20 protein-coding genes are annotated in these 23077 nt (G+C 48.8%); 9 read left to right on the plus strand and 11 right to left on the minus strand.

The window, feature by feature from the left end; translation table 11 throughout:
- Window positions 1-49: 49 nt before the first annotated feature.
- The 5 genes from FBQ74_RS03910 to glnA all read right to left on the minus strand — a co-directional run bounded on the left by FBQ74_RS03910 (window position 50) and on the right by glnA (window position 7971).
- Window positions 50-2911 (minus strand): TonB-dependent receptor, encoded by a 2862-nt coding sequence (locus tag FBQ74_RS03910; RefSeq protein ID WP_408641351.1) that lies wholly within the window; start codon window positions 2909-2911, stop codon window positions 50-52.
- A 281-nt stretch (window positions 2912-3192) separates the two neighbouring features.
- Window positions 3193-4605, minus strand: a complete 1413-nt coding sequence (glnG, locus tag FBQ74_RS03915) for a nitrogen regulation protein NR(I) (protein WP_139755418.1) — start codon at window positions 4603-4605, stop codon at window positions 3193-3195.
- Window positions 4595-5683 (minus strand): nitrogen regulation protein NR(II), encoded by a 1089-nt coding sequence (gene glnL, locus FBQ74_RS03920; RefSeq protein WP_139755419.1) that lies wholly within the window; start codon window positions 5681-5683, stop codon window positions 4595-4597. Before glnL ends, glnG begins: the two co-directional genes overlap by 11 nt.
- Before the next feature lie 119 nt (window positions 5684-5802).
- Window positions 5803-6354, minus strand: a complete 552-nt coding sequence (locus FBQ74_RS03925) for a DUF4124 domain-containing protein (RefSeq protein WP_168190598.1) — start codon at window positions 6352-6354, stop codon at window positions 5803-5805.
- 207 nt (window positions 6355-6561) lie between these two features.
- Window positions 6562-7971 carry a glutamate--ammonia ligase gene (gene glnA / locus FBQ74_RS03930; RefSeq protein WP_139755421.1) on the minus strand — a complete coding sequence of 470 codons (1410 nt, stop codon included), beginning with the start codon at window positions 7969-7971 and terminating at the stop codon, window positions 6562-6564.
- Window positions 7972-8429: 458 nt separating this feature from the next.
- Between glnA and typA the strand changes: the two genes are divergently transcribed.
- The 3 genes from typA (at window position 8430) to FBQ74_RS03945 (ending at window position 12047) form a co-directional block, all read left to right on the plus strand.
- Entirely contained in the window at window positions 8430-10265 is a 1836-nt protein-coding gene (gene typA / locus FBQ74_RS03935) for a translational GTPase TypA (RefSeq protein ID WP_139755422.1), read from the plus strand.
- Window positions 10266-10424: 159 nt separating this feature from the next.
- The gene (locus FBQ74_RS03940; RefSeq protein WP_139755423.1) at window positions 10425-10799 is read left to right on the plus strand and encodes a response regulator; all 375 of its coding nucleotides are present in this window, start codon (window positions 10425-10427) and stop codon (window positions 10797-10799) included.
- Between the two features lie 111 nt (window positions 10800-10910).
- On the plus strand, window positions 10911-12047 hold the full coding sequence (locus FBQ74_RS03945) for a MalY/PatB family protein (RefSeq protein WP_139755424.1): 1137 nt from the start codon (window positions 10911-10913) through the stop codon (window positions 12045-12047).
- Here the strand turns inward: FBQ74_RS03945 and FBQ74_RS03950 are convergent.
- Entirely contained in the window at window positions 12039-13232 is a 1194-nt protein-coding gene (locus FBQ74_RS03950; protein WP_139755425.1) for an Nramp family divalent metal transporter, read from the minus strand. The genes FBQ74_RS03945 and FBQ74_RS03950 overlap by 9 nt on opposite strands.
- Window positions 13233-13495: 263 nt before the next feature.
- On the opposite strand from FBQ74_RS03950, the gene FBQ74_RS03955 reads away from it, so the two are divergent.
- Complete coding sequence (locus FBQ74_RS03955) at window positions 13496-14152, plus strand: UPF0149 family protein (protein ID WP_139755426.1); 657 nt, start codon at window positions 13496-13498, stop codon at window positions 14150-14152.
- Window positions 14153-14159: 7 nt separating this feature from the next.
- On the opposite strand, the gene FBQ74_RS03960 is transcribed toward FBQ74_RS03955, so the two are convergent.
- From FBQ74_RS03960 to FBQ74_RS03970, 3 genes are all read right to left on the minus strand, one after another.
- Window positions 14160-14345, minus strand: a complete 186-nt coding sequence (locus FBQ74_RS03960) for a hypothetical protein (RefSeq protein ID WP_139755427.1) — start codon at window positions 14343-14345, stop codon at window positions 14160-14162.
- A gap of 95 nt (window positions 14346-14440) precedes the next feature.
- A complete protein-coding gene (gene hemJ / locus FBQ74_RS03965) occupies window positions 14441-14869 on the minus strand; it encodes a protoporphyrinogen oxidase HemJ (protein ID WP_139755428.1) in 429 nt (142 codons plus the stop codon).
- A gap of 91 nt (window positions 14870-14960) precedes the next feature.
- On the minus strand, window positions 14961-16637 hold the full coding sequence (locus FBQ74_RS03970; protein ID WP_139755429.1) for a chloride channel protein: 1677 nt from the start codon (window positions 16635-16637) through the stop codon (window positions 14961-14963).
- Window positions 16638-16746: 109 nt separating this feature from the next.
- Here FBQ74_RS03970 and FBQ74_RS03975 point away from each other — a divergent pair, with 109 nt between their 5' ends.
- From FBQ74_RS03975 to FBQ74_RS03985, 3 genes are all read left to right on the plus strand, one after another.
- Window positions 16747-17463 (plus strand): DUF6776 family protein, encoded by a 717-nt coding sequence (locus tag FBQ74_RS03975; RefSeq protein WP_139755430.1) that lies wholly within the window; start codon window positions 16747-16749, stop codon window positions 17461-17463.
- 89 nt (window positions 17464-17552) lie between these two features.
- Entirely contained in the window at window positions 17553-17897 is a 345-nt protein-coding gene (gene erpA, locus FBQ74_RS03980; protein ID WP_139755431.1) for an iron-sulfur cluster insertion protein ErpA, read from the plus strand.
- 109 nt (window positions 17898-18006) lie between these two features.
- Window positions 18007-18579 carry a glutathione S-transferase family protein gene (locus FBQ74_RS03985; protein WP_139755432.1) on the plus strand — a complete coding sequence of 191 codons (573 nt, stop codon included), beginning with the start codon at window positions 18007-18009 and terminating at the stop codon, window positions 18577-18579.
- A gap of 37 nt (window positions 18580-18616) precedes the next feature.
- Here FBQ74_RS03985 and FBQ74_RS03990 read toward each other — a convergent pair whose 3' ends face one another.
- Window positions 18617-19576: a D-2-hydroxyacid dehydrogenase gene (locus FBQ74_RS03990; protein ID WP_139755433.1), complete on the minus strand. Its 960-nt coding sequence runs from the start codon at window positions 19574-19576 to the stop codon at window positions 18617-18619.
- Window positions 19577-19678: 102 nt separating this feature from the next.
- Here FBQ74_RS03990 and FBQ74_RS03995 point away from each other — a divergent pair, with 102 nt between their 5' ends.
- Window positions 19679-21460: a trans-sulfuration enzyme family protein gene (locus tag FBQ74_RS03995; protein WP_139755434.1), complete on the plus strand. Its 1782-nt coding sequence runs from the start codon at window positions 19679-19681 to the stop codon at window positions 21458-21460.
- 87 nt (window positions 21461-21547) lie between these two features.
- Window positions 21548-21976, plus strand: a complete 429-nt coding sequence (locus tag FBQ74_RS04000; protein WP_139755435.1) for an SRPBCC family protein — start codon at window positions 21548-21550, stop codon at window positions 21974-21976.
- Here the strand turns inward: FBQ74_RS04000 and FBQ74_RS04005 are convergent.
- Complete coding sequence (locus FBQ74_RS04005) at window positions 21973-23073, minus strand: anhydro-N-acetylmuramic acid kinase (protein ID WP_139755436.1); 1101 nt, start codon at window positions 23071-23073, stop codon at window positions 21973-21975. The genes FBQ74_RS04000 and FBQ74_RS04005 overlap by 4 nt on opposite strands.
- Window positions 23074-23077: the final 4 nt, after the last annotated feature.

Raw genomic sequence — 23077 nt, forward strand, 5'->3', positions numbered from 1 at the left:
ACAGATTAATAAAGCGGCCTTGCTTTAACAAAGCCGCTTTAGGCGATGGTTAGTAGAAGTTGTAGTTGAAGTTAAGCATGTATGACGGTCCGAACTCGCGACGCAGCGTTACAAGGCCGTTACCGTCGCGGGTTTCTTCATCCTCGTCAGTCAGGTTGGTGCCCTGAAGCGAAACCCGTAGACCCTTGAGGTAGTCAATACCGCTGTCAGCAAAATCGTAGCTGACTTGCGCATCAACCTGCGTAATACCATCTCGGGTGGCCTGTTCAATTTTGTTTGAACCACCACGTTGATAGGTCAGGTACTCAGAACGGTCTGTTGCTGCAACCCGAATTTCAAAGCCACCAGTTTCGTAGTAAGCCGTCAAAGAGTACACCCGATCCGACTGACCCGGAATGGCAGTGCCGTCGCTCAATTCCGCGTCAATTATGGTAGCGGATCCGGCGATACCAAAGCCTTCCAGCATATCTGCCAACATTGAAAGCGGAACTTGCGCGGTAAATTCGGCACCTTTCACTTCACCTTCCAGGCCATCTTCAAAGAATGAGAACGTGCCCAGGTCCGGCGGTGTCAGGTATGTGCCCGGGGAATATTCGGTGCCATCCGGACCGACCAGACCATCCGCACCCACGGTACGATCATGGAACCCCGGAATGAAGTAGTTCGCACCGTCGTTGGTTGGATCGTTAGTGAAATCAATAGTCTGGTTGCCGTCTCTGGTCCAGTTCACCAAATCTTTATAGAACAGGGCCAGTGATACATAGCCTTCATCTTCAAAATAATTCTCAAATGACAAGTCGAAGTTATTCGCTTCTAAGGGACGAAGTGTTGGGTTGCCCTGGAATTTTGACCATGGCGACCCATATTCCGCAACATCTTCTGCCGTATTTGGAATCGCGATGAGGTTGATATTCTGGTCAAATTTCACAAAGCCGGACGCTTTCATCTGGTCAATACGTGCGCGGCTGATGGTCTTCGATGCGGCGAAACGCACATACTGATTTTCTGCCAGCTCAACATTGATGTTCAGGCTGGGCAGAAAATGAGAGTAGTCATCAGAAATGCTCTGAATACACGAAGCATCTACCTGCCCATCGTTATCCGCGTCACATACTTTAAAGTTTGCACCGACAATCCCGATATATCCGGTAGAACTTTGGTCAGTTTGTACATATTGCGCACCTACATTACCGGTAACAAAGAAGCCGGCGAGGTCAGTTTCAAAGTCAAACTTAGCAAACAGGGTGGTCACTTCTTCATTCACCTCAAAGGTATCACCCAGGCGATCCGGCTCCAGCAGACCTGCATCATTTAACGTGTACTCACCATCGTTATAAGGGGCAAAACCGTCATAAGCAACAACCTGACCGAACCCGGCCCAGCTTAAATCTGCAAGACCGTTGTAGAGGTATTGCTCAGGAATGGCTTCGGACTGAGGGTAAGAAGACGCCGTGGCAAAGAAACCTTTGTTATCTTTGCTCTTATAGCGATCGGAGTAAGCGACACCAACATTCACTTTACGGATAATCCCCCAGTCGACTAAACCGAAGGTTTCGAACCGGGCTGTGGTCAGCTCTTCCTCAAAATCGGCAAAGTTAAGAAAGCCATCCTGAGCATTGATATAGTTGTAGGTTTCACCGTCTGCGCGCAGTACATCGGTGGCAAACTGATCTGCCAGACTCGCCATACCACCACCCCAGGGCTGCGGGCCAGCCAGTTGTAGCATGGATGGATCGGCAAACGCGCCAAGGCCGTTGGAGCCGGTAAATACAATCCCGTCAGGGCTCATAACAAAGTCACGCGAGCGTTCATCAGCCGGCGCCAGTGCGGCACCATTTCGTGAAAGGCCGGCGTAGGATTCGCCGCGCAGATCCCGTTTTGATGATTCGCTGTCAGCAACATCCAGTTCAACAGACCAGCTGTCATTCAGGTGGTAAGTAAGGTTGATACCGTAAGTAGAAAGTTCACCATCTTTTTGCGCCGGGTCGGTACGCAGTACCGGGTTTGCATTTATTTGCGTTCCCGTTGAGTTTGCACCGCTGCCGCTTAGCGAGGCAGCATCCAGCTCAAACGGTTCGATAAAACCACGAATTACGCCAGAGTCCGAGTAGTCAATATCCAACACATCAACAACAATGTCCCAGTTGTCGCCGGGGCGCCATTGCACAATACCTGATACAGTATCGCGCTCCAGTACACGACTTATCGCTTGTGTATCGAGTCCGAAAGGCAAAAGCGCGCCGTTGTTATCACCGTAACCCCATACGCCATACTTACGCTCGTTTCGGGGTGACTCAGTAGAGGCAATTGCTAAAGCTACACCTAACGTATCATCGGCAAATTTTTCGACAAATGATAATGCGTAGCGATGGCCCTCATTATCGAACTCCGGATTGTCGGAATCATTTCCTCCGCGTTCCAGAGTACCTGTTAACGTCAGCGTTTCCTGTGCAGCCAGTGGGCGCACAGTTTGTAAATCAACAGTACCACCGATGCCCTGAACCAGTAATGAAGCGTCGGTGGTTTTATAAATAGTGGCACCCGTCATAATCTCTGATGGATAAAGGTCGTATTCGACACCGCGGTTATCGCCGATACCGATAAGTTCACGACCATTTAACGAGGTGCCGGTGAAATCTTCTTTAAAGCCACGAACAGAGATACCGGAAGTTCGACCACCTACGCGCTCACCGGCAAGACCAGGCAGGCGTGCCAGAGATTCGGCGATAGAAGAATCGGGAAGCTTACCAATATCCTCAGCAGAAATTGCTTCAACGATTGAAGTGTTATCCATCTTTACGGCCTGAGCGCGGATCAACGAACCCCGAATCCCTTTTACCGCAATGACCTCAACATCTTCGTCAGGATTAGAAGTGAGCGTATCCTGAGAAAAGGCGTGAGCGGAATACATTGCCGAACCAACTGCAATTGACAGTAAAGCCGGTTTAAATAGTTGTTTTCTCATCATATTTTGCGTGCCCTGTTGCGACTCTATTGGTTGTAACATTCGTTACATCACATTAACAATAGACGCAATTTAAAGGTTGCTCAAGAAAAAAACAAGAAAAAACTTAATTGATTAAGAAGGGCTATGGGTAAGTTTATAATAAGGTTTGATTGTAGGTGGTGATTTCTACTTAATAGATCAAGATGCGGGGCAAATGTTAACGAGTTTGCGCCCGCACAGGAAAATCAGAGGGAAACGTCAAGTTCTTTGAGTTTTCTGGTCAGCGTATTGCGACCCCAGCCCAGCCGGCGGGCTGCATCCTGCTTGTGTCCGTGCGTATAGTGTAGCGCACGTTCAAGCATTATTTTTTCAAAGGTGTGCATCGCCTCATTCAATATATCGAATTGTCCGGCATTGAGCTGTGCATCAGCCCAGCGGGCGAGCAATTCCGGCCAGTCACCTGAATTATTACCTTCGCCGTCGCGGCTTCCCTCGTTGTGGATCTCAGGAGGTAAGTCATGCGGTAACACCTCTTGCCCACTGGCCATAACCGTCAGCCAGCGACAAACATTCTCAAGTTGTCTGACGTTACCCGGCCAGGGCAAACGTGCCATCAGCTTTTCGGTGTCTTTGCTCAGGGTTTTGGTTTCCACATCCAGCTCAATAGCGGCCTGACGAAGAAAATGTTTGGCCAGCAAGCCAATATCTTCACGACGCTCAGCCAGTGAGGGGAGGTGGATGCGAATAACGTTAAGGCGGTGAAATAAATCTTCCCGGAACTTGCCTTCTGTAACCCGTTGCTCCAGGTTTTGATGGGTAGCTGCAATAATGCGCACATCTACCGTAACAGATTGATGTCCCCCCACCCGATAAAACTGCCCGTCAGCCAGCACGCGTAAAAGCCGCGTTTGGACATCCAATGGCATATCACCTATCTCATCAAGAAAAAGTGTGCCGCCATTGGCCTGCTCAAAGCGACCCTGCCGCGCATTCTGTGCGCCCGTAAATGCGCCTTTTTCGTGTCCGAATAACTCTGACTCCACCAGGTCTGCAGGAATCGCTGCCATATTCAGTGCAATAAACGGGTTTGCTGCCCGGGGACTATGCCGGTGTAATGCCTGGGCTACCAGCTCTTTCCCTGTTCCTGACTGGCCGTTTATCAGCACACTAATGGAGGAGCGGGAAAGTCTGCCTATAGCGCGAAACACCTCCTGCATTGCCGGTGCCTCACCGATAATCTCAGTGGCTGACTCCACGGGCGGGGCTTCCTGATGACGTTTCTGTTCCCGGGCATGGGCCAGGGCGCGCTGAGTGAGAGTAACAGCTTCATCCACGTCGAAAGGTTTTGGCAGGTATTCAAAGGCACCGCTTTGGTAGGCGTTTACAGCGCTGTCTAAATCAGAATGCGCTGTCATAATGATCACAGGTATCATATTATTGACATCATGCACTTCCTGAAGCAGTGTCATGCCATCCATCTGAGGCATGCGAATATCAGAGATAACCACCTCAGGAGACTGGCCACTGTGCAACTGGCGTAGCAAGTCTTCAGGATTTTCAAAGCAGATACAGCTGATATTTGCAGCCTGAAGGGCCTTTTGGATGACCCAGCGAATGGAGCTGTCATCGTCTACAATCCAGACGGATTCACTGTTCATCAATTAACTCCTTTCGGTCTATTGGAAGATAGAGGGCAAATTCGGTATGTCCGGCATGACTATCCACATCAATGCGTCCGCCATGATGGTTAATCAGGGTTTGTGCGATGGAAAGTCCCAGCCCGCTACCATGCTTTTTACTGCTTACCATGGGGTAGAACAATGTATCTTTTATTTCATCGGGAATGCCCGGGCCGTTATCGGCTATAGTGATTTTTGCCACTAACGGATGGCGCTTCCCCTGAATCGTCATCTGGCGCTCAATACGCGTCTGCAAACGAATCCGGGGATTTTCGGTAGCTGCCTCAGTCAGCGCCTGAACACTATTGCGGATAATATTTAAAACCGCCTGCTGGATCATGTCCTGATCAGCATGGATATCCGGGATGCTCGGGTCGTAATCACGAATGATGGTAATAGGGTTATCGGAGTCCACTCGCATCAGACTACGAACTTTCTCCAATGCCTGATGCAGGTTGCTCCATTGTAATCGGGGCAGGGCATTAGGGCCCAGCAGACGGTCTACCAGGCTACGCAACCGGTCAGATTGCTCGATAATCATCTGGGTGAACTCTCTAAGCTCATCACTGTTAAGTTCTTTTTCCAGAAGCTGAGCGGCGCCCCGAATACCGCCCAAGGGATTTTTTATTTCATGAGCGAGGCCGCGGACCAGTTCCCGGGCTGCATAATGCTGAGCATTTTGCAGGTTTTCCCGTGAAATACGCTTTTGCTGATCTATCTGGCGCACCTCAAACAACAGGCGTGCCCGTGACTCTACCTGCAGGTTAGTTACAGTTAAATCAGCCATTACGAAGCGGTTGTCTTTAAACACTAATCTGACTTCGTTTTCGGTAAAATCCTCGCCGCGCCGCATAGCGGCTTTCAGGCGAGACTGCTTTATCGCCCCGGGCAGGAAAAAATCATAAAGAGGGTGGCCGTAAAGCTGTTTGGTGCCGGTTTCAAACAATGCTTCACCAGCATGATTGGCGTAGACGATGTTTAACTGATCATCAACCATGACCAGCGCCGTGTTCAGATTGTCCAGCAAGTTAAATGGCGCCTGAGCGAAGCCATGCATGATTGCAAATACTCCTTTGCACTATCCTGGTGCATTGTACGCTGTCGTTGTGACAGTGCAACGTTGCTTATGCACCAAAACCTTCATCATGAAAACCCGCAGTGGCAGGGTATAGAGCGCTACTGACTATTCTGCGTATTAATGAGCGCTGAGGCCTGGTGCATATAAAATGTTTGTTCCTTGCTCGATGCAAGAGTCTTGCCCGACTTATCAAGTAACTGAATAGTAAAGGTGTGTGCTCCGCGGTTAACGCCTGTAAGTGTAAACTCACCGGTGGCGCTATTCTTAACTATCTTACCGTCCATCGTTAACTGATAGGTGCCTGATGACTCAGGTTGTGAAGATGCTTTGACTGTCATTGCGCCGTTGTTATTTCTAACTGTGGCTTCTGGCTTAGGATGTGATACCGAGATACGGTAGTCGGGCGCAGGTTTCTTTTGTTTTTTTGAGGCGTTTTCCTTTGGCGATACAGGCTTAGGAGAAACGACGGGCAGGCTTTCTGCCACATTGGAGGTTTGCGCTTTAAAAGTTACAGGTTCGCTCTGCTTGGACGGGGTGTCTGTATAAACCACCGTACCGTCTTCCTTTTCAATCTTGTAAACTTCCTGTCCTTGGGCGGTACCAAAGACAAAGCTCATACCAATAGCTGTCATAAGTACTGTTAGTTTCATCGTTAACTCCTCTTCCGTCATAAACATAGTACGTACCACAGCCTGAAAAAACACAGTTTACTTAATAAATAGGTATGATTTTAAGTGCTAACGCAATCCATGTTACCCATATAAAACTTATCTTAGGAGCGGTGGTTATCTTTAACCCAGTTGAACGACAGATACAAAAAAGCCCGCATCAGGCGGGCTTTTTATAAGCGGGTAAGATTACACGCTGTAGTACATGTCAAACTCAACAGGGTGAGTAGTCATGCGCAGTGTGGTGACTTCTTCCATTTTAAGATCGATATATGCATCGATCATGTCATCAGTCATAACGCCACCGGCTTTAAGGAATTCGCGATCGTTGTCTAACGCTTCAAGCGCCATTTCCAGAGAGCTGGCTACCGTTGGGATATCCTTGGCTTCCTCAGCTGGCAGGTCGTACAGATCTTTATCCATTGCATCGCCAGGGTGAATTTTGTTCTTAATACCGTCGATACCGGCCATCAGCATTGCAGTAAACGCAAGATAGGGGTTACCTGTCGGGTCAGGGAAACGTACCTCGATACGACGTGCTTTATCGCTCGTCACGTAAGGGATACGGATAGACGCAGAGCGGTTACGCGCAGAGTAAGCCAGCATTACCGGCGCCTCAAACCCTGGTACAAGACGCTTGTACGAGTTGGTAGAAGCGTTAGCAAAAGCGTTAATCGCACGGGCGTGCTTAATGATACCACCAACATAGTAAAGCGCTTCTTCTGACAGACCCGCATACTTGTCACCGGCGAAGATATTTTTGCCATCTTTAGAAATCGACTGGTGCACGTGCATACCAGAACCGTTATCACCCACTAGAGGCTTAGGCATAAAGGTCGCCGTCTGACCGTAGGCGTGTGCTACGTTATGAACAACATACTTGTAAATCTGAAGTTCATCAGCTTTCTTAACCAGGGTGTTGAATTCACAAGCAATTTCGTTCTGGCCTGCAGTGGCTACTTCATGGTGATGCGCTTCGATGCGCAGACCCATTTCTTCCATAACCAGACACATTGCGGCACGCGTGTCGTGAGCAGAATCTACCGGAGGAACCGGGAAGTATCCGCCTTTAACACCCGGACGGTGAGCAAGGTTACCGCCTTCAAAATCTTCGCCAGAGTTCCATTTGGCTTCAGATGAATCGATCTTGTAGAACGATCCACTCATATCTGTGTGGAAACGAACGTCATCAAAGATAAAGAATTCCGGCTCAGGACCGAAGAAAGCAGTATCACCGATGCCTGTTGATTTTAAGAATTCTTCAGCGCGGCGGGCAACTGAGCGAGGGTCACGTTCATAACCCTCTAGGGTTGTAGGCTCTACGATATCACAACGAATATTGACCTGTGTCTCTTCAGCGAACGGGTCAAGAACGGCAGAGGTTGAATCTGGCATAAGAATCATGTCTGATTCGTTAATACCTTTCCAGCCGCTGATAGAAGACCCGTCGAACATTTTGCCTTCTTCAAAAAACTCGTCGTCGACCAGAGCTGCCGGAATAGATACGTGTTGCTCTTTACCTTTGGTATCAGTAAAACGTAAATCAACAAATTTCGCTTCACTTTCTTGAATCAGCTCTAATGCCTTTTCTATTGACATCGTGTCCTCCAGGTTTTGATGTATTGGTGCAGGAAAATCGAAGTTTCCTGGCTTAAGTTAAAAACGTCGAAGCGATATTCATGCCATTTGTCGACATCCGCAATTTCGCGGGATAGACAAAGTTTCCCCGAAAAAACACAATAAAGATTGCACTAAATGTGTGCATTGTTGCTCTTTTGTGGTGCGAATTGCGACCGCCTGACTCACTCTGCGTGCGTTATGCTGGTGCGGCAACCACGCTTTCGATAGCACGCCGGGTGTTATTTTTCTTTCTACAGGCGTTCATACACCTGTTTTTCTCATTGAGATTACCTGAGTGATAGAAAATAAACGAAAAAACAGGCGAAAACCCGTGAGAATTTCTGTACAATCCGCGCACATTTCATCTCTGCAAAAATTTTCACTTCCAAAACCGGTCCCTCTTGGTAGTACCGGGCAGGTAATACAGGCTCTATTTAATGAATACTTACGATATTTCAAAGTTACGCAACATCGCGATTATTGCGCACGTTGACCACGGTAAAACAACGTTGGTTGATAAACTGTTGCAGCAGTCCGGTACATTAGAAAGCCGTGGCGAAGCTGAAGAACGCGTTATGGACTCGAATGACATCGAGAAAGAACGTGGCATCACAATTCTGGCGAAAAACACGGCTATTAACTGGAAAGACTACCACATTAATATCGTGGATACTCCCGGACACGCCGACTTCGGTGGTGAGGTAGAGCGTGTAATGTCAATGGCGGACTCGGTACTGCTATTGGTTGATGCGCAGGAAGGCCCGATGCCGCAAACACGCTTCGTTACCCAAAAAGCGTTTGCGCAGGGACTGAAACCTATTGTGGTTATTAACAAAATTGATAAGCCAGGCGCGCGTCCTGACTGGGTAATGGATCAGGTTTTCGATTTGTTCGACAACCTTGGCGCGACTGACGAGCAACTGGACTTCGACGTAGTTTACGCGTCGGCGATCAACGGTTGGGCTTCTCTGGATGCAGACAGCGAAGGGACAGATATGAACCCGCTGTTTGAAACCATCATTGAAAAAGTGAACGCGCCGAATACCGATCCGGATGGTCCGTTCCAAATGCAGATTTCTCAGCTGGACTATAACTCGTATGTCGGCGTTATTGGTGTCGGCCGGGTTAAGCGTGGCTCGGTTAAAACCAACCAGCAGGTCACTATCATTGATAAAGATGGTAAAACCCGTAACGGTAAAGTTGGCCAGGTACTAACATATCTTGGTTTGCAGCGTTTTGAAGCCGAAGTAGCCAGTGCCGGTGATATTATTGCGGTAACGGGGCTGGGCGAGCTGAAAATCTCAGACACTATCTGTGATGTTAATAATGTAGAAGCACTGCCTGCACTGACAGTAGATGAACCGACAGTAACCATGACATTCCAGGTCAACACGTCGCCATTCTCTGGTCGCGAAGGTAAATATGTCACCTCACGTAACATTCTGGATCGTCTGAATGATGAGTTGGTCCACAACGTAGCGCTACGTGTTGAAGAAACAGACAACCCGGATAAATTCCGCGTATCGGGTCGTGGTGAACTTCACCTGGGTATCCTGATTGAGAACATGCGTCGTGAAGGTTACGAACTGGCGGTATCACGCCCGGAAGTAATCTTAAAAGAAGACGAGAATGGTAATATCGAAGAGCCGTTTGAAACGTTGACCATCGACTGTGAAGAGGAAAACCAGGGCTCAATTATGGAGCAACTTGGTTACCGTAAGGCCGAGCTGACAGATATGTCGCCTGACGGTAAAGGTCGTGTTCGTATGGACTTTATTATTCCAAGCCGTGGTTTGATTGGCTTCCAGACTGAGTTTATGACACTGACGTCAGGTTCAGGTCTGATGTACCATGCGTTTGATCATTACGGCCCGCATAAAGGCGGCAAGATTGGTCAGCGTAAAAATGGTGTATTGATCGCCAACGCAGCTGGTAAGGCGCTGACAAACGCGCTGTTTAACCTGCAGGAACGTGGTCGTCTGTTCATCGGACACGGTGTTGAAGTTTACGAAGGCATGGTTATTGGTATTCACAGCCGTGAAAATGACCTGACCGTTAACGCGCTTAAAGGTAAGCAGCTGACTAACGTTCGTGCATCCGGTACCGATGAAGCGCAGACACTGGTTCCACCTGTGAAAATGTCACTGGAGCAGGCGCTTGAGTTTATCGATGATGACGAGCTGGTAGAGGTTACGCCTGAGAACATTCGTATCCGTAAGCGCTTCTTGACTGAGAATGAGCGTAAGCGCGCATCGCGTGAAGCCAAAGGCTAATTTCGCTTTTACTTAAGTTGAATAAAACGCCGGCATTTTGCCGGCGTTTTTGTATCTGCTAAAAAGTTAAAAAGAATGATTCGGTGTGTATGACAGTTTGGCAGGTAAAATAAACAGGCACGGTCTATACTCTGACTACCAAGGTTCTGTCGAGTCGTTATGTCCAGTCAACCCGTTGTTGTTATCGATGATGATCCTGTTACTGTGCAGATAATAGCTGATGCACTGCATCAGCAGGGTAATATCGATGTGTATAGCTTTACCCGCAGTAAACTGGCACGTGAGTTTTTACTTAAGCAGTCCGATGCGTCTGTTGCACTGATCATCAGCGATCAGTGTATGCCTGATTATGATGGAATTTCAATACTGACTCTGTGGCGTAAAAAAGGCATGCTAACGCCGTTTCTGCTGCTAACCGCTGATGCTACCCGCCAGACGGTTATAAAAGCCCGGCAGCAGGGTGTCACCCAGTTTATTGCTAAGCCTTTTAAGACCACAGAGCTAATAAGCAAGGTGCGCTATCTTCTGACTTAACATATGACGCCATCCATCTCATTCCTAAATCTTCTAACGCTATAGTAGATAGCATCATGAAGACTTGGTTACACTGCCTGAACAGTACTTTCTAACCAAGGATTGCCAGTTGTGACCTACAGTTTTGATAATACCCCCTCCAGAGAAGGAACTTATTCGTTCAAATGGGAAAAATATAAAGGGCGGGATATTATTCCGGCCTGGGTGGCGGATACCGAATTTCGCTGTGCAGACCCGATTTTAGAAGCGCTGCAGGGCAGAGTTGAACACGGTAATCTGGGGTACGTACTGCCCGGGCAGTATCAGCCCGCTATAGATGCGGTGGTTCGATGGCTGAAAGACAAACACGACTGGCACATAGACCCGCTCTGGTTAGTCTGGACACCAGGTGTTGTGCCAGCCTTCAATTCAACCTGTAAGGCGTACTGTAACCCTGGCGATAAAGTGATGGTACAGGTGCCTAACTATCCTCCACTACTGGCAGCGCCAAAGCTGAACGGGCTGGAACGGGTCAGTATAGATACTATTGAAATAAACGGGCGCGCCACGCTGGACTTGGAACAACTAGAGCGTGAAGCCAGCGATCCTGCCTGTAAGTTGCTTATACTCTGTAATCCGATGAATCCGGTCGGCTCCGTGCTCAGTCAGGATGAGCTATCGCAGATTGCACGAATTTGTAACGAAAATAACGTCATTCTGTGTTCCGACGAAATTCACTGCGATTTGATACTCGATGAAGATAAAACGCATCTGCCTGCAGGTCGTGACGCGCAGCTTAAAGACAACAGCGTAACGCTCATGGCGGCCAGTAAAACGTTTAATATTGCTGGGCTGGGCGCTTCATTTGCGATAATTCCGGATGCCGGCCTGCGCCAGAAATTCGTAAAGGCGGCAGCAGGTATTGTGCCTTGGGTTAACCAGCTTGGCCTGCTAGCCACCGAAGCCGCATTTACCCGCTGCGATGACTGGCATCAGGACCAGCTCGATTATCTGCGTGAGAACCGCGCGCTGGTCTACGAGCGAATCAATGCTATCGAAGGCTTATCGGTAAACCATCAGGAGGCTACTTTCCTGGCGTGGGTAGACGCCTCAGGGCTGGGCGTTGAAAATGTGCAGCGCTGGGCTGAAGAGAAGGGCGTAGGCCCTTCTCCTGGCGTTGATTTCGGAGCGCCGCAGCATTTTCGGATCAATTTTGGATGTAGCCGTAAGATGCTGACAGAGATTTTAGACCGGCTGGCTTCAGAATAACGAAGCCAGCTTGTACAAGCCCAGGCATACCACAAAGCCTACAACGACAATGCCCAGAACGTTGCTGGGCATTTTATTTTTGAAGTGGCCCAGCGTTTTACCTTTATTCATTACTACCAGCAGAAATATCGCGACGATGGGCAATAGCAGTCCATTGGCTGCCTGCGCGAACAAAATAGCAGCAAGCGGTTTAAAGCCGGCCCCGGCAATCACCACACCGGTTGCGATAATAGACATCCATACTGCCTTAAAAGCGCGGCTATTAAGATCAGTAGACCAGTTAAGCGCACCGCATACGGCATAACTTGCTGCCAGTGGTGCCGTTATTGAGCTGGTTAGCCCGGCAGCAAACAGGCCGGCAGCGAAGAACCACTGTGCAGATTCACCCAGCACGGGTTCTAATTGCTTACCCATATTCGATGCATCCATTTGCGCTTGCTGACCAAAAAACGCCAGCATCGCGGTTGCCATAACAACCAGGGTGATGAGGCCGCCGAAACCAATTGCAAAAATAGATTGCTTTCTCGAGGCTTCGATCGCCGCAGCCTTATCTTCACCGGCATAATTTTGCGCCGTCAGACTGGCATGTAAAAAAAGGTTATAGGGGACGATGGTGGTGCCGATCAATGCAAGAATCATTGTAATAGCCTCAGCGTCCAGCCGCGGCGACAATGCCTGACCAAGCATGGCAGACCAGTCAGGACTTGCGGCAAACAGTGTCACAAAGAATACCAGTGCCATCGCAATCACCAGAATGACCAGCACAGACTCAATCATTTTGTATTTGCCGTTGTACAGCAAGGCAGCAGAAATACCCCCGAGAATCATCGCCCAGTTACCGGTACCTATCTGCAAAAAGGCATCAAGACCGATGGCTGCCCCGGTCAGATTGCCTGATTCATAAGCAGCATTACCAATCCCTACGGCTGCGACGACCAGCGCAGAGAAAAACACTTTGAGCCCGCGGTTTTCACTGATGTCTTTCAGCCCGGCCGCCAGACCATTACCCGTGGCAATACCCAGCCGCGCCGCCATATCTTGTAGCACCATGGTCGCAGCAATGGAGAACAGCAGTGCCCACATAAGGTGAAAACCAAAATTTGCACCTGCGATACTTGCCGTTGTTACCGTGCCAGGACCGATAAAGGCCGCTGCAATGATAAATCCGGATTTGTCTTTTGCCATAGCTAGGCCTGCCTGTATCAAAACGTTTAACATCAACCTTCACTGTGTAAAGGCTATCTGATTTTTTGGGGCGCGAATGGTACGTAAATCAAACAGTCACGCCAAGAGGTAATAGAAATTTTTTTCTTATACTGGCATTTTTTAAACCCGTTTTCGTTAGTTTTTCGCTTACCAGCCTTCTTCGCCAAGAGTAACCGTAAACAAAATGTGCAAAGCGAGGCGTGAGCGGGTAGGCTACGTAAAAAAACAATAATGAGGCAAGTATGACGCAATCCGCCGATGCTTTTACCACGTTATACAGTCGCCCTAATCTGTGCAGCGCGATTACTGAGCAGGCTGAGGCAAGAGGGTTGATGGTGGCTGTGTGCGCAGCACCTGAAATTCCGCTTCCTGAGCAGTGGATGCCCTGGTTTATTCGTCAGGACAATGCAGCACCGCGTCTGTCTCAGACTCACATCGATGAGCTTGCTCAACATTTGATGCACTGCTTGCGCGATACACTCAACATGATGCGGCTTGATGTGCCTCTTATTCCGGAGCAGTGGGTACAGCAGGATGCGCCTGGCAGGGCGCTGCAGTTATGGCTTACCGGTTTGCTTAGCGGGCATCAGCATCTTGAGCGAACGTGGCAGAGCGCATGGAAGCGGGCTCAACATGATCCTGCACGGGATAGTGGACTGGAAAATGAGGATCCGGCCAGACGTTTACGCCGCTGTCTGAAGTTTTTTACCACACTGGCAGATATTGAGAATGCGATGACTGTTCGTACCGATGCTCAGCGGGCTCAGTTGCAGGAAAATCTGCCTTCACTGGTTAAGCAATTGCCCGCTATGCTGGATGAGTACATAAAGCTGGCCGGAGAGCTGGCAGCCTTTTTACCCAACCAGTTCGAGAAGTACGACGGTAAGCTGGAAAAATAAAAGAGAGTCAGAGCTGACTGGAAATGCGCTGAGTCAGCGTTTTGCGCACAGAAGCGATATAAGTATCCAGCTCCTGTTTGGCAGACTCATAGGCGTAATTTCGCTCAGCCGAATCCGGCTGCTGCAAAAGGGCCTGAAAAGCGCTATCTGTCTGGTGCAGTAATAATTTCAGGCGCTCATTGTTTACATCCATGTATACACTCCGGCTTCGCGACGATAGTTCCTTCTTATCGTCTGGGTTGACAGCGAAAGACTATATATAGTTGAGAATATTATTCGTTGCAATAGTCAAAAAGGTTTAACCACTGCCAAAATAATTACTGCCAGTAGCACCAGAACGGGCACTTCATTGATGATACGGTAGAACTTAGCCGAGTGCGTATTTTCATCACGAGCGAACTGCTTTACCAGCCGGTACAGATAAAAATGATAAATATACAAAGCAGTAACCAGCGTAAGTTTAGCGTGCAGCCATCCCGATGCAGCCAGCCACTGTGTCCCATAAATCGTTATTAACCAGATGCCGAATACCGCAGTGAGTAATGCAAATGGGGTAACGAAAAACCACAGTCGTCTTTCCATCGTCTTAAATTGTTCTTTAACGGCTGGCTCGCTGGTTTGCGCGTGATACACGAACAATCTGGGTAAATAGAATATGCCGGCAAACCAGGCAACCATGAAAAAAATATGCAAAGCTTTTAACCAGAGAATCATCATTGTCGTTGTCACTTTTATCGTGGATGCTGTGAAATGGCGTTAATAGCCGCTTTGTAAACGTGGAGCAATACCGCTGAAACGGTCGCCGGATTTAGTACTGGGTACGCTGCAAAACGCTTTGCAAAATATTCCAGGTAATTACCCCTACGATATTTTCAGGCACGGAATCGTAAATATATACAGCACCATCGCGGGCATTTTTAAGTTTTTCATACACCTCATGCAAGGTCGACTGGCTATTGAGCCCCTCAATCTTGCTATAATCAAGCGCCTGCGCATCGTGCTCCAGACTGACATCATATTCAATCATTTTAAATTCAACGTTTTGTTCGTGCTGAATCTGTTGCAACACCACAGAGGACGGATTGTCAGACAAGTATTGCTCGATGGTCTCTTCTGGCGCGTCCAGAAACAATTTGTACTGCGTGGTCATCGCTGCCAGAACACCGGTTTTTTCCAGCGCTTCACGAATGGATGTGATGGCATAGGGAAGGTTCTGGTAATCCAGTTGCCGGATGAAGATTGAGCGGTTGCCTAAAAACTGCGTAGAGGTGACATAAGCCGGCACAATGACAAGCATTGCAGGCAGAATAATTTGCGGACTGTAAGACAACTCCATCACTGCAGATAAAGCGGCCAGAGGCGCGTGCAATGATGCTGTCAGCATGCCCGCAACCCCAAGTAATGCAAAGCTACTGATATAATTCTGGGTATCAATGATACCGTTTAAAGGATAGAGCAACACCGCGCCGGCAAGCATACCAATGATGATTACCGGGCCCATGATACCGCCCGGCACACCCAGGCCGATAGCGAAGACCGCCAGCAAAAATTTTGCTGCCAGTAGTGCCAGCAAAAAGAGCGTATCGGGCTGCTCGGTAAATATTACCTCAATACTTTCGAAACTTGAGCCCGTGGCGTCGGGTAATATCACACTGATACCGCCGGTAATTACGGCTGCCAGTATCAGTCGCCAAATCATACTGAACGGGCGGAACAGGGTCATCACCCGCATCAACTGGTTATTAAACAGTGCAGCAAGTGCGCCCAGTACAATACCAAGAACAATCAGATACAGATACATCCACTGGCTGAATACTGCGAAGGTCAGAAAAGAAAGCTCGTTGATCTCACCAAAAACCATTCGCGTCAGTACAGTACCACAGGCTGCAGCCAGCATTACCGGCACAAAAATATGGATCTTATACTCTCGCAGTACCACCTCCATAACAAAAATTACAGCGGCGAATGGTGTGTTAAAGGACGCTGAAATACCGGCGGCAATGCCGCAACCAGCTAAAATCCTGATACTGTTGTAGGGCAGGCGCAGCCACTGACCTAAATAGCTGCTACCAGAAGCTCCAATATGTACAGAGGGGCCTTCCCGACCCACAACAAACCCGCCGGCAAGGGCAAACATCCCTCCAAAGAACTGATTAATTGTGGTTCTGAAGGGCACATAGCCGTAGAACATTTTAACCCGGTGTATAACAAACGGGATTCCCATGCGATAATGCTTAAAACCGGTGAGAAACGCGACTATCAGGATGAGCGCAACCGCGATAAGTGGCAATAAAAAGCGTCCCATCCACTGATGGGTAAATAGCTCGCTGAGCGTTTGCAGTGCGTGCACGTGAAGCCACTCATAGCTAAGCCGGAATAAAATGATCAGGCCAGCAGCAATACTTCCGCCAAATATACCCAGCAGGCAGACTAAAACTGATGTGCGGGGGTGAGCAAGTTCCTGGCGTAACCCGTTAAGCTGCATGTATCGACCGACTGGAAGGAAGCAAAGTAGAATGCTGCTAGCTTATCACATGCTGGTAGATTTCCTAAGCTGATGATGTCTATAAATTTTCACGCATTTACATGTTTCTATGAAGATAAATATAACTAGTTTGTCCCGACCATGGCGGGTTTTAATCGGGGCAGGGATATTGCTTCTCACATTCACAATCGGTGTGAAGTGGGGAGAGGTTTCAGATGAAAATCGCGCATTATCGCTTGAAAATGCGCAATCCACCCTGATTTCATTGAGACAGGAAAACGCGGATCTGCTTCGCCAGACACATCAGCTGGAGACGCGTTTCGCGCTGTTGGAAATGGAGCATAGCGCGCTGCAGGACTCATACGGGCAATCGTTGAACGATGTTGCAGATCTGCAGGAAACGGTCGCTTTTTACCAGAACGTGGTGGCACCGGAAAAGGTGAATGACGGGTTGGTGGTAGACGGTTTAGCGCTGGAAGCGTTAAAGCAGCTAGGCAAGTTTCGGCTGCAGTTTGTATTAATGCAGAATTTTGCCCGCCGAGCGGTGGTCAAAGGTGATATGCAAATTTGTATCGAAGGCCAGCAGGGCGGTGCCTCGAAGATATTGTGTCCCGGAACATCACATATTTTGCCCGATGGACCACTTAAATACCGGTTCAAGTTTTTTCAGGCTGTTACTTTGGCTATCTCGCTGCCCGAAGGATTTACACCTCAGGCTCTGACGTTTACCACTGACGTCTACCGTTATACCACTAAGCGACAGGATTTTAGCTGGGTGGTGGACTGGACCGAGGCACTGTCAGGGGCAGCAATAAGTAACGGCTGACGCATTAGCAGCGTTGATTGCACCGGCCTGATGTAAGATAATTAGCGCAATTCTGCTTTTTGGCGGATAGCGTATGCAAAGAGGTTTTTATGTCTGTAGAAGCAGCAATGCCCATCGAATTTTCCGATGCGGCAGCAATGAAAGTAAAAGAGCTGGTCAGCGAAGAGGAAAACCCTGAGCTGAAGCTTCGGGTTTATGTCACCGGTGGCGGTTGTTCAGGCTTTCAGTACGGTTTCACTTTTGATGAAAAGGTGAACGAAGGCGATATGACTATTGAAAAAGGTGATGTGACACTGGTCGTGGACCCTATGAGTCTGCAATATCTGGTTGGCGGCATCGTAGATTATGTCGAGAACCTGGAAGGTGCCCGCTTCTTAGTTGAAAACCCCAACGCCACCACAACATGTGGGTGCGGTGCCAGCTTCAGTATTTGACAGAGCGCGTTTGCCTGCGTCCGGCCTTTACAGGTCGGGCGACTAAAAGTGGTCTGCTCCATAACTGTTCGCGTAATCAATGAGCAAATGCGATTGGTCAGGAGTTATAATGAAGCTTTATGGTTCAACCACTTCGCCGTACGTGCGGCGAATCAGAGTATTACTATCACAAACTCCCCATGACTTTGTCAGCCTGAATATCTACGAGGGTGAAGACAGAGAGACGCTGGCCAGCAAAACGCCCGTTCTCCGGGTGCCATGTCTGGAAGATGATGGCCACCTTATTTTCGACTCCCGCGTTATACACAATTATCTTACCGAAAAGTATCAGTATGCTGCGTTAAGCTGGGAGCAGGAAAATCAGCTGACGACGATTGACGGGGTCAACGATTCACTCGTTATTCTGTTTCAGATGAAGCAGTCAGGTATAGAGGCTGACCGTGATGCAATGATTGTGCGGAACCAGCGAGAGCGTATTGATGCCAGCCTTCGCGCCTTAAACCAGCAGGTCGAGAACGGGCATTTTGATAGTTGGCATTATCCATCAATTTGTTTGTACACGCTTATTGACTGGATTGAGTTTCGCCAGTTGCACAACCTTAAAGAAATGGACGCACTAAAGTCGTTTCACGAAAAGCATTCCGACAGAATTGAGCTGACTGCCACTGATCCCCGCAAATAATACGGGCCAGTGGCCGGGCTGGTGTCATGCAGGTATCTCAATATCCCTTGTCAAAATCAATCACGTGTTCCGGTGATTTGTTGTGAATAAATCGCTGCGCATTGTGATGAAATAATGCGGCGATATCCTTTGGATCTGACTCTGCCGCCGTATGTTGGGTGACGATGATTTTATCATGGTGCCAGAACGGATGATGGTCTGGCAGGGGCTCTTGTCTGAAGACGTCCAGCACTGCAGCGCGAAGATTGTCGTTGTTCAGCGCTTCGGTTAATGCCTGTTCTTCAATTGCACTGCCACGCCCTGCGTTGATTAAGACGCTGTCTTTACTCATCGCCTGAAACAGCGACTTGTCAAAAAAGTTATGAGTATCCGGTGTATCCGGCAGCAGATTCACTAAAAAGTCACAATCTGCAGCAAAAGTGGCTTTCTGGTCTGGCGTATAGATTTTATCGTAGCCCGTCATGGCCTCTCCTGAGCGAGTAAGTCCAATTACGCGCATATTAAAAATATCTGCCACCGGCAGTAAACTTTGTGCAATTGAACCTGCGCCGCAGATGCCAAGCGTTTTGCCGGCCAGATAGCCGTACTCAGGTTTATTCCATTTATTGAAACCTTCATTTTTCTGCGCCGTGTAGAAAGCCTGAATATTTCTGGCAAAGTAGAGCAGATAGGCAAACACATATTCCCGCATTTGGCGTCCGAATACGCCTTTCACGCCACTTAGCACATAATTGCGTTTATTCTGCTTAATCAGCGGCGTGTTGCCTGCCCATCCGGACTGAATCCATTGAAGATTATCACATTTGTCTACAATGCTTGCCGCCAGACCGGGATCGGCCAGCATTACGCGAACCTTATCATGGTCTATCTGAAGCGGGTCATCGGTAGCCTGGGTGATAGTAAAGGTTGGTTCAGTGTACGTCTCAAGCGCGGCCTTGTAGGCTGCGTATTCTTTACTGAGTATGACGATGTCCAGTGCATGCGTATTTTTTGACATAGTAAAGTTATCTTTCCTTCCCTTTTTATCTGATTCACTCGAACAGGTTTATTAAATGTTATCAAAACGTTTAAATTTTGGTGTTTTCCATGATGAGTACGAATGATGTCACAAGAATTAGATAATGCGCGTTGTCTTTCTCCACGGCGTAACACCACAAAGGCCACCTCAATAGAGGCACTTGTTGATGAACAGCTTGCCCATTTTGGTATCGATAAGCAATCTGATTACGGCCAGGCACTGGCCAGTACAGCCAGTCACCTGTACCACGCACAATCTGATGTCTCCCGGCTATGGGAGATTACCAACCAGACACTAGCAGATCTTGATAAGGAAGATCGGGTAGCCTGGTTTAACGCAAAGAAATTTTTATCGTTCCAGCTGGCTAAGGTGTTGGATACGCTGCAAAACCCATTTCGTAAAACCTGGCAAAGTTTGTCCTCGGGCAACTCCAGTCAACATCACTACCCACTGTTTGATAACGTAACGGCGCTATTTTCAGCAACGCCGGTGGTTGTGCGCACGGCAACTTATGTTTATGCGTGTACAGAGTGGGTGGATGATGCGTTTCAGGGCAAAGAATTTACTCACCAGATTTATTCTCGCCTGTTAAATCCAACCAATATTTCTCTGGCCAATGCGATAGTCGATATGGAAGCCGGGCCTTACTCAGCCGACTACCTTGCCTGGAACTTCAATTCAGGGATGGCGGCGATTGATGCTGTATTGGCTAATGTATTGCAACATGGCGATGTGCTGGTTGTTTCGCGCAATGTTTATGGTGGGGTATACCAGTTACTGCACGACTACTATGCCCGCGAGAATCGCATGGACATCCAGATAGCCTGGTTTGACGGCTATACTACCGAGGAATTTGAGGCCTTTTTCGATAAGACTAAAAAGGAACATGCCCAGCGTCTGGATAATGGCGCTAATTTGCATGTGTACATAGAGTCACCCTGTAACCCTCATGGTTACGTGCTCGATGTACCCGGTATCTGTGATTATGCGCATCAGCATGATGCACTGGTTATGCTTGATTCCACCCTGGCGACGCCGGTGTTGCATCAGCCGTTGCAACATAAAGAAATTACCAGCCGCCCTGACTATCTGATTCACAGCTATACCAAGGACTTATGCGGCAGCGGTGCAACAACCGCGGGTGTGGTTATCGGACCGGGATACCGAATGTTTCAGCCCAAAGGGTCGAGCATGAACGGCGTCGACTGGTCGCAAACACTCTTCTGGGATGTGTATTACATTAAAGGCGCTTTTCTGGACTCAGAAAAGGCCTTTGATGTACTTAACGGCATGAAGACCCTGGAACCGCGCATTATGAATAAAGTGATCAATACGCAGGTATTTACGGCCTTTTTGAATCATCATCAGGACATCCGTGTAAACAGCCATGCTGTCGAAACCCACGCTAATGCAAAGCTTAAACAAAAGCAGCACAACCATAGCTGGCCGTGCACATTGTTTACGGTTGATATGGCAGGAGCAGGGTTAAGCCGTGAGGTCTTTACACGCTTCTTCGATGCACTTGAACCTGCGTTCAGCCATCAGGTGAGCATCGGGCAGAACAACACTATCGTGCTTTGTCCGGCACTGACGTCTCATTCAGAGCTTAGCGCCGAGGAACAAAAGCGAGCGGGGATTGAGCTGACCACCATGCGTATTGCCATGGGAACCGACAACGTCAAACAGCTTATCGGACATTTCATTCTGGCAGCCAGACACTATATAGAGCCTGAATATCCGGGGTTCTGCGATAAGTTCATGGCATCAGAGGATGTCGACGCACTGTATGAAAGCACGGCCAGAGAGGTTGCCGGACAGTACTACGGTTCTGCACCTTCTATGGCCACAATCATGCAGGAATAAACAGCGAACAAGCTGGCAATGTAATCGCAGCCATCGCCAGTAGCGTATACACTTAATTCTTTGAATACAAATACGTTACTGGCGATTATGCAGGAACTCTCCTTACATCATACCTTTGCTATGCCGGTTAACCGGCTTTACAGTTGCTTTTGCAAAACAGAGTTACTGGTACAGTGGTTTGCCGGTTCTCAGATGCGTCTCAAGAAGATTGTGATGAATCTGCAAAAAGGCGCTGAATTCGAAATGGAATTTGAAAGTGAAGCGGATCAAACCGTAGAAAGATACAGCGGTCAGATTGCAGAGATATATGCTAATGAGGAAATCATTTTCACGCTCAAAGCGAATGATGAGCATGAAACCTCGGTGGATGTCCGCTTCGAGCAGGATGGTGATAATCATAGCGAGCTTCATCTTACCCACAGTGGGCTGAGCTCTCCGGCTATGCTCGAGAAGACGGCGAGACTATGGCACGAGCGTTTTGCACGCCTGGAAAAACTTCCTGAAGTGAAACGTTAATCCGGCAGAAACAAGCCTCCAAGCACAGCAGCACGTGATGCGCCTGTTACTCCGGGTACATTGCCCTGAATTCTCATGATATTTGCGTGGGCAAGCCACGCAAATGCCGCTCCTTCTACCCACTGCGGGTGTATACCCAGCGCCGTAGTTGTATCAACAGGTAGTGGCGCTACCTGCGCAGACAGCATTTGCATTAACTGCTGATTAAATGCGCCCCCACCACAAACATATACATTCTGAACATCATTAAAACCGGCGACAGCCTGGCCGATGCTTCGGGCAGTCAGCGCGCAAAGGGTAGCCTGAACGTCCACAGCTTTTACAGGCACTGGTAAATCAGCCAGTACGGAGTCCAGCCATGAAAGATTGAAGTATTCTCTGCCGGTACTTTTCGGGGCAGGCTGCCTGAAGTACGAATCGTCCAGCAGGGCTTTTAACAGAGGCTCGTTAACATTTCCTGAAGCCGCCCACTGACCATCGGCGTCGTACGTGACCCCTTTATGATGCTGAACCCACTGATCCATCAGTGTATTGCCCGGACCGGTATCAAACCCTAACGGCGGCTGTTCATGCCTGAGCACAGACAGATTTGCAATTCCGCCTATGTTTACCACAATCGCAGGTTGCTGTGCACCGAACTGAAATTGATGAAATGCCGGCACCAATGGGGCTCCCTGGCCATCCAGTGCGATATCCTTGCGCCGAAAGTCAGCCACCACGGCAATACCCGTAGCGGCTGCCAGTGTATTTGGATCGCCAAGTTGCAGGGTAAAAGGCGGGGTCGTGTCGGGATGGTGGCGCACGGTTTGCCCGTGACTTCCCAGCGCTGTTATGTCAGCCGGTTCCAGGTTGTTTTGTTTGAGTAGTGTTTTTACCGCACCGCTGTACAGATGCGCGATTTCTCTGTCCGCCTGACCCGCCAGAAAAAGCTCGTTTTCACCCGGCGCGCAAAGCTGATGCAGTGTGTTAAGTAAGGGGGCGGGAAAGGGCAGGGCCACCTGGGATAGTGTGGTTAACTTTTGACCCTCTATACGGCAAAGGACGGCGTCCACGCCGTCCATACTGGTTCCTGACATTAGCCCTATATACAGGCTCATTGTA

The sequence above is a fragment of the Salinimonas iocasae genome, assembly GCF_006228385.1.
Lineage (GTDB): Bacteria > Pseudomonadota > Gammaproteobacteria > Enterobacterales > Alteromonadaceae > Alteromonas > Alteromonas iocasae.